The sequence below is a fragment of the Streptomyces sp. NPDC048473 genome, from assembly GCF_043200155.1.
GTDB lineage: Bacteria > Actinomycetota > Actinomycetes > Streptomycetales > Streptomycetaceae > Streptomyces.
In genome coordinates this window covers 25,242-31,474 of the sequence record NZ_JBICXE010000058.1, presented here as the reverse complement: position 1 = coordinate 31,474, position 6,233 = coordinate 25,242, and the positions used below count along the sequence as shown (strand labels likewise).

8 protein-coding genes are annotated in these 6,233 nt (G+C 68.7%); 5 read left to right on the top strand and 3 right to left on the bottom strand.

Translation table 11 applies throughout. The features are described from left to right. Nucleotides 1-124 precede the first annotated feature (124 nt). The 4 genes from cas2e to ACGFU7_RS42260 all read left to right on the top strand — a co-directional run bounded on the left by cas2e (nt 125) and on the right by ACGFU7_RS42260 (nt 3,664). Nucleotides 125-427 (top strand): type I-E CRISPR-associated endoribonuclease Cas2e, encoded by a 303-nt coding sequence (cas2e, locus tag ACGFU7_RS42275; RefSeq protein ID WP_393703537.1) that lies wholly within the window; start codon nt 125-127, stop codon nt 425-427. A gap of 302 nt (nt 428-729) precedes the next feature. After that, nucleotides 730-1,152: a hypothetical protein gene (locus tag ACGFU7_RS42270; RefSeq protein ID WP_393703535.1), complete on the top strand. Its 423-nt coding sequence runs from the start codon at nt 730-732 to the stop codon at nt 1,150-1,152. Nucleotides 1,153-1,460: 308 nt separating this feature from the next. Beyond that, on the top strand, nt 1,461-1,772 hold the full coding sequence (locus ACGFU7_RS42265; RefSeq protein ID WP_393703534.1) for a hypothetical protein: 312 nt from the start codon (nt 1,461-1,463) through the stop codon (nt 1,770-1,772). Nucleotides 1,773-1,840: 68 nt separating this feature from the next. Further along, nucleotides 1,841-3,664 (top strand): hypothetical protein, encoded by a 1,824-nt coding sequence (locus ACGFU7_RS42260; RefSeq protein WP_393703533.1) that lies wholly within the window; start codon nt 1,841-1,843, stop codon nt 3,662-3,664. Nucleotides 3,665-3,843: 179 nt separating this feature from the next. Here the strand turns inward: ACGFU7_RS42260 and ACGFU7_RS42255 are convergent, their stop codons facing one another. Beyond that, nucleotides 3,844-4,251, bottom strand: coding sequence for a peptidase inhibitor family I36 protein (locus ACGFU7_RS42255; RefSeq protein WP_393703531.1), 408 nt, complete (start codon nt 4,249-4,251; stop codon nt 3,844-3,846). A 391-nt stretch (nt 4,252-4,642) separates the two neighbouring features. Here ACGFU7_RS42255 and ACGFU7_RS42250 point away from each other — a divergent pair, with 391 nt between their 5' ends. Further along, nucleotides 4,643-4,843: a hypothetical protein gene (locus tag ACGFU7_RS42250; protein WP_393703530.1), complete on the top strand. Its 201-nt coding sequence runs from the start codon at nt 4,643-4,645 to the stop codon at nt 4,841-4,843. On the opposite strand, the gene ACGFU7_RS42245 is transcribed toward ACGFU7_RS42250, so the two are convergent. Together ACGFU7_RS42245 and eis are read right to left on the bottom strand one after the other, a co-directional pair. Continuing rightward, nucleotides 4,840-4,971 carry a DUF6233 domain-containing protein gene (locus ACGFU7_RS42245; RefSeq protein ID WP_393703538.1) on the bottom strand — a complete coding sequence of 44 codons (132 nt, stop codon included), beginning with the start codon at nt 4,969-4,971 and terminating at the stop codon, nt 4,840-4,842. The two genes, ACGFU7_RS42250 and ACGFU7_RS42245, sit on opposite strands and share 4 nt — an antisense overlap. A gap of 91 nt (nt 4,972-5,062) precedes the next feature. Next, on the bottom strand, nt 5,063-6,232 hold the full coding sequence (eis, locus tag ACGFU7_RS42240; RefSeq protein ID WP_393703529.1) for an enhanced intracellular survival protein Eis: 1,170 nt from the start codon (nt 6,230-6,232) through the stop codon (nt 5,063-5,065). Nucleotide 6,233 lies beyond the last annotated feature (1 nt).

Sequence of the window (6,233 nt, the reverse complement as noted above, 5' to 3'; positions counted from 1 at the left end):
TCATCGGCAAAACCACCCCGCCGGACGATCTACAACACAGACTGCCGCCCACGACCAGCACGAGCACCCCGAAACCAGGTCACGCCACCCCGCTGTCCAGCCACTTCAAGATGGCGGAGCTTCAATGATCGTCATCTCAGCTACCGCTGTGCCTGACCACCTACGGGGCGCCCTCACTCGCTGGCTTCTCGAAGTCACACCCGAGCTATACATAGGCACTGTCTCCGCTCGCGTCCGCGACGAACTCTGGTCGTCTGTCACCGCGTGTACAGCGGACGGCATGGCTGTGCTGGCATACCCATCGAACAATGAGCAGGGCTTCGATATTCGAACAGTTGGCAAGAGGCGACGGAAGCCAACGGACTTCGACGGCCTGACCTTGATTGCTTTCCAGAGACATAGTCAAGAAAATGCAAAGCCCCTCTAGACATGCAGGTCAGAAAGGGGTCCTCTCCGCGAGAGCGGAGGTGAGCCGGGGCACCAGTGATCTACCGAAACGACAACGACGGTCCTCTCCGCGAGAGCGGAGGTAAGTCGGGCTCGATAAAAGCGATTTGGTGGCTGTTGGTGGGATCAGGCCATGGTTAGCAAGTTATGTCGTTAATTCGTAACGGCGCTGGGCGAGGGGCAACGTGCGAGGCGGCCGGCTCATCTGGATAGTGAGGCGCACCGGGCGCCTTCGCGAAGGGGTGGGTCTCACCAGGTGGGGGATCCGAGGGAGGGAAGTCCATGACCAGGACGAAGAAGACTTGGGTAAAGACGCGGTGCGGCCGTGTGGCTGTGATCGGTGCGCTGGGTCTGGCCTCAGTGACTCTGGCCGCCGGGCCGGCATTCGCCAAGGGCGGCGTGGACATCACGGCGCCGCGCACGGCGCATGTCGGCAAGACCATCACGGTCAAGGCGCATGGCGGCGATGACAGCGCCGGCTACCTGCATCAGCTGTGCCTGGAGGAGAAGGGCTTCGGCGAAGGGTGGCACCAGGAAAATTGCAGCGCCGCGGTCGAGGGCGACGCGCGGGTCACTGCACACGGCACGTCCGCACGCCGCGGCAACCTGGAATTCCGTGCGGTGCTGTACGGCCTGACCAGCCCGCATGACCAGAATCCCGTGCGCTTGCAAGCCTCTGACGTGGTGACGGTGCACGTCCGCTGAATCAGCGGCGCGGCCGTGGACAGCCGGCACGACCACTGCACACGGCCGTGCACCGAATCGCTTCTCGGGAGAGCGCCCCGGCATCGTGCAGGGTGGTCACGAGGACGCGGGGTCCTCTTGGGACGGGGCCTAATTCGTTGTGCGGCTGCGGCCCGGGACGCGGCGGGCCGCAGTGTCTACCTGTTTGCGTGCCATGCCTACGCAACGACCGGCTCCGCACCGGGTTCCGATTGTTCAGTCCACCAGGCGGCGGACACTGCCCCAACGGCGGGCACTGCCGAGGCGCTGGTGAAGACTCGCGATATGGCGTGCGGCGACTTCCACAGGCGCTCGCCGCCCACCAGGCCACCCGGACGGACCGGCACGTCGACCAGGGCATCGCGGAAGCAGTCGAGCGGCAGACCCGCGCGATGCGCGAGCTGAGTCGGCGCGCGTTCCCGGAGCCGGAGGAGGCGTCGGCCGACCGGCTGGCGATCGACGCGGCCCGCGCCCAGCGCCGCCGCGAAGTCGCCGCCACCGAGGTGGCCGCCCTTCGGCGGGCGCGTGCCGAGCGCGTTGCTCAGCAGGCCGGAACCGCGGCTGTTGTCGCGTACCCTGCTCTGCTGCGCACGACGGCTTGATCCCTGCGATGACCTGTTGGACCAACACCCGAACTGACACGATGAGTTGGGACGAAAGGTGGGGGTTCGTGCGGGGTGACAGGCGGCAGATTCAGACGGCGGTCCTGGGGAGTGCGGACTCGGAGGAGCCGCTGATGCTGCCGCTGGAGGCGATCGAGCTGGACGCCTTCCGACGCCGGCACAGTGACGACACGTTCTGGTGCGGGCTGCTGCTCGGCGGCTGCGGCGGCCAGCTGACAACGAAGCTCTACACCGACCGCGTGTGCCACTTCGCTCACCACCCGGGCCCGGACGGACTGCCCCACGTCTGCGGGCGCCATGCCCGGGGAGTCGCCAGCGCCGACCACCTGTACGTGAAGTCCGCGGCCACGGCCTGGTTCCGGGGCTGCGGTGATCAGGCCGACTTCGGCTTCGACTTCGCCCGGCCGGACGGCGCGGCGATCGGCTCCGTGGTCGACATCCGGTTCACGGCACGTGGGCTGCGCGTACACCTGGACCAGGCGGTGGAGCCCACGTGGGACGAGGACGGCCTGGAGCCGGTGCTCGGGGTGTCGGTGCCGGTGGACCGGGACACGCTGATCCGCCGCTGGTATGTCCATCGCATCCGTCTGGACAGCGAGGGCACCACCCGCCGGGTCCGTATCGGCACCGAGGCGTTCGCGCGGCCCACCGAGTGGTTCGGCCTGGACGAGTGCGAGATGACGGAGCGTGGGCTGTCGACGCCGGCCATCGAGCGGATCGTCCGTTCGCGCAGCGCGCCCCCGCCGGCCCGTCGGCCGTCGGGGAAGAGCAGGAAGGCGCCGGATACGAGGGCCCAGGCCCAGGTCCTCCTCCGCCGCCTCCACGAGGCCCGCACCGTGGGGGCCGTGGTCGTGGTGAACAGGGTGAGCAGCACTCTCGCCACCATGGACGGCGTGGACCAGGAGACCCGTACGCAGATCGACGCCGCCCTTGAGGAGGCGAAGGTCTGGCTGGAGGAGCAGGCCGTAGTCCGCTGGCAGATGTTCTGCCGCCTGGGCGACGCGGTGGCCGAGGAGAACGTTCAGGAGGCCCGCGGGCTGCTGGCCCGTGTAAACGCGGTCGCAGCCCACGACCGCACCGACGCCGAGAACCAAACCGTGGGAGCAGCAGCCGAGTTCCTTGCCGCGCTGGTCAGGGAGCAGGAAGAAGCTGCCCGGAAGCTGAGCGCCGAAGCCGAAGCCGAGGCGGAGGCCCGCCGGAGGAAAGCCTGGAGGGGAGCGGAGGCGGTGCAGCGGGTGCGAGCGACTTTGCGTACCCTGCGCCGCCAGGGCCGCTCTATGTCCCAGGCGGACAAGCGCCGCCGGGTCGAGCAGCTCGTCGAAATGGCCGCTATGGCTGGTGATCAGCTCCCGTCGCGCGAAGCAAACCAGGTTGAGGCTTGGAAGGCGCGTGTGGAACGCGAGCGGGCGGCTGTACCCGAACGTGCACTCCCGGTTCAGAAGCAGATTGGCCAGGTGCGCCCGCCGAAGGCCCGGGACAAGCGGCCGGAGATGAAGAAGGACGAGCCCCGGCTGCACCACCAGGTGGCACGCGGGGACTGGTACAGAGGGACGTGTCCGCGATGCCACGCCGGGCCGGGGAAGGCGTGTGCCAACGACGACCGCGTCGGGCCTGGCAAGACGCGGCAGATTCCCCACGACGAACGCCTGCGCCGGATCCTGCAAACCCGCAAGGCCATAGCCCAGCCGCTGCAGCCGCGCAGGGAAAGGTGGGGAGAACAGGGGAGTGGTTCGCCGGCGCGAACCTGGCACGCAATGGACGTCACCTGCCCGAAGTGCGATGCCGCGCCCAACGCCCCGTGCACGCCCCACGGCACACACCGCGAACGGATTCAGTGGGCAAAGGAGTTCACCCGAAAGCTCTGGGGCTGACCCGCGCATCGGCCGCCCGGACCCCGGGCGTCTTCGCGCTGCGCACGCCGGGGGAACCTCAGGGCAACGACTGGGAGGCCGCAGGGGGTGATCACCCGTCCGTCCTGGGCTCAACCGCTCAGGCCCACGATGGTGGCCCACCTCGGAGGAATGGGGTGGGCCACCGGTTCGTGGACGGGTCAGCCGCAGTCGTTGCGGTTGATCTTCAGGGATCGGGTCTGGTCGTTGAGGTTGTAGCCGCGCAGGTCGTGGATGGAGCCGCCGCTGCGGGTCACGCACACCCAGCGGCCGGAGTAGTTCCGCTTCTCGTAGACGCGGGCGGTTCGGTCGGAATTGTTCCGGACGGAGCTGCCCCGGTCCCGGATCTCGGAGGGCAAGTCCTTGACGCCGCCGTCGACGGCGCGGCGGACCCAGGGCTGGCCGCCGAAGTTGATCTCGGGGTAGATGCAGACATAGCCGGACGGGCAGTCAATCGCCGCCCGCACCCCGCCGGCCGGAGAGGAGGCGGAGGCGGTAGTGGCGGCAACGGCGAGCGGCATGAGGGCCAGGGCGGCGAAGGCCGCGACGCGCTTCACAGTTTTGATCACGGCACCAGACTCCCCGGCCGCCATGACCGGATGCGGGCGATCTCCTGCGCATTCACTCCGCCAGAGGAGCGCGGAAGAAGCGTGCCGGGGCGCGAACACGGCAGGCAGGCCCCGCTCATTACCCCAGCTGCGAGCCGGTGGCCTTCGCCGCCACGTTCCGACCGCCGTGCGCGCAGGCTTTGACCTGATAGGAACGATTCTGATTACCGGCATCCTCATACCACCTCCTCCGTCGCCTCTTCCGAGCGTTCGTGTTCAGGGCTGCCCTCGTGTGCGCGATGGTCCTGGCGGCTAAGCGCTGGAGGAGCTCATCGCCGCGAAGGCTGAGGGCAAGGCCCCACCCGAGCCAGCCGAGGAAGGGGAAGGTGCGCCCGGCGGTGTCATCGACCTGATGGCCGCTCTGAACGCCTCAGTGAAGAAGGCCAAGGAATCCCGCGGCGAGGGCGAGCACGCCACCATCCACGCGATGAAGCCCCGCAAGAAGGCGACCGCGAAGAAGGCCCCGGCGAAAAAGACCGCAGCCAAGAAAACGTCGTCAACGAACAAGGCCGCGGCGAAGAAGACCGGCGCCCGAAAGCCGAAAAGTGCTTAGGCCAGCCCCGTCTGCGGGTTGCAGATCTGGCACGCCTCGATGTCCGGCTCGTTCATGGCGATGATCGCCTCCTGCCGGTTGATGAACCCCAGCTGGGCGCTGTACAGGGAACAGCGAGTTGCCGACAGCGCCCACCTGCGGGTTTGTGATCACGGTGGTGAGTGTCGGCATCGTTTGCCGACATTCAGGCAAGGTGACAGGGGGAAACCCCCGTGGCTGCTAGAAGTGGTCGGGCAGCCAGGGCTCGAACTGTGCCGTGCTGCGGACGAGGGCCGTGAGGGCCTTCTCCGATACGGCGTGGACTCCGGCCATGCGGGCCGAGGTGGAGGAACGGTAGCCCCCGGCGTACCAGACCGCGAGCTGGCGCCGTGTGAAGGTCACCTGTCCCTCGACGTGGGTGGGGACGATCTCGGCCGCTCCGGCCCTGACCTGAAGCATCCACCGGCCCCAGTCGCCGGTCTCGTTCTCGATCTCCATCGGTACGGCGGTGGTGAGGTCGGTGGGCCACCCGCGGAGCCGGATTGCCTCGGGGACGTCGAGGATGCGGAGCATCCAGGGGTGCCAGGCTTCAGCGGTTGTGCGGTGATGGCGGAGTCCGTGGAGGAGGGTGGGGTAGGGCGGGAGGGCGCCGCGCCGGAACTCGATCGTGCGGGCGCGGGTGTTGTGGTGGCCGAGGAAGGCGAGCATGGCGGCGGCGATGGGCTGGCTGGCGGCCCAGAAGTCGTGGACGACCAGGCTCATGCCGTGGCGCTCGTGCCGTTTGGTGGTGAGGCTGAGCAGGCCGGCGGTGGGGTGGTCGGGCCGGGCGAAGCGGTAGGTGGTGAGGTTGCTCTTGTCGTGCTTCCACCGGGTCCACCAGGTGGGCCGGTGGACGGGGCCGTTCCACTGGCGGGCGAGGTCGCGTTGGAGGGCTTCGGCTTCGTCGGTCAGTCCGTGCTCGACCTCGAAGTCCTCACTGGCGAAGGAGCGTTTGAGGTCGTCGGTGGCCACCGCCCAGGCGAGGACGCCGGTGGGGGCTTCCCATCCGAGGCGGCGAGCGTAGCCGGTGGAGGAGGTCACGATCGCGGAGATCACCGCTCCGCGCTCGATCAGGGGGCGCAGTCGTTCGGTGGCCATGTCGGTGGCCAGGTGCTCGCCGCGCTCCTCGGGGGCCACGCAGCCGTCGCCGAGGCAGGCGCTGGGGACGGGAGCGCCGCCGAAGAACTGATCGACGAGGAGGCCGAGGCCGCCGGCGACGACCCGGCCGCCGCGGACGGCGACCTGGAGGTCGGCGTGCTCGCGCAGGTGGGTGATGTCCCCGATCGGGTGGCCGTAGGCGCGGGTGGCGAGCTGATCGTATTGCTCCCACAGTCCGTCATCGGCCGGGGCGAAGGTCAGCTGCTGGTTCATG

What these genes read in the sequence shown, in the direction of transcription:
- ACGFU7_RS42270 (WP_393703535.1), top strand. Translation starts at nt 730, where the DNA reads ATGACCAGGACGAAGAAGACTTGGGTAAAGACGCGGTGCGGCCGTGTG.
- ACGFU7_RS42250 (WP_393703530.1), top strand. Translation starts at nt 4,643, where the DNA reads ATGGCCGCTCTGAACGCCTCAGTGAAGAAGGCCAAGGAATCCCGCGGC.
- cas2e (WP_393703537.1), top strand. Translation starts at nt 125, where the DNA reads ATGATCGTCATCTCAGCTACCGCTGTGCCTGACCACCTACGGGGCGCC.
- eis (WP_393703529.1), bottom strand. Translation starts at nt 6,232, where the DNA reads ATGAACCAGCAGCTGACCTTCGCCCCGGCCGATGACGGACTGTGGGAG.